Below are 313 nucleotides of genomic sequence, written 5' to 3'. Positions count from 1 at the left end.
AACTCGACCAAGTATGTGTCCTATAAAGACCTCAAGCCGATCATGGCGGATTTAAAAGCGATTTACCAAGCACCAAGCGAAGACGATGCGCTGTATCACCTGGAAGTGTTTGCAGAAAAATGGGATTCGAAATATCCTCAAATTTTGAAGTCCTGGAAAGAGAATTGGGCCGAGTTATCGACGTTCTTCAAGTATCCGAATGAAGTGAGACGATTGATTTATACCACCAATTCCGTCGAAGGATTTCATCGGATGCTGCGAAAATATACGAAAACGAAGACGAACTATCCCTCCGATGATGCGCTCAAAAAAT

1 protein-coding gene is annotated in these 313 nt (G+C 42.8%); it reads left to right on the top strand.

The annotated features are described in order from the left end of the window. Positions 1-313, top strand: a 313-nt coding sequence (locus ACE41H_RS25265) for a transposase (protein WP_375358324.1), incomplete at both ends; no start/stop codon positions are given.

The organism is Paenibacillus enshidis, from assembly GCF_042136365.1.
Taxonomy (GTDB): domain Bacteria; phylum Bacillota; class Bacilli; order Paenibacillales; family Paenibacillaceae; genus Paenibacillus; species Paenibacillus enshidis.
This window is presented reverse-complemented; position numbering and strand designations above follow the sequence as displayed.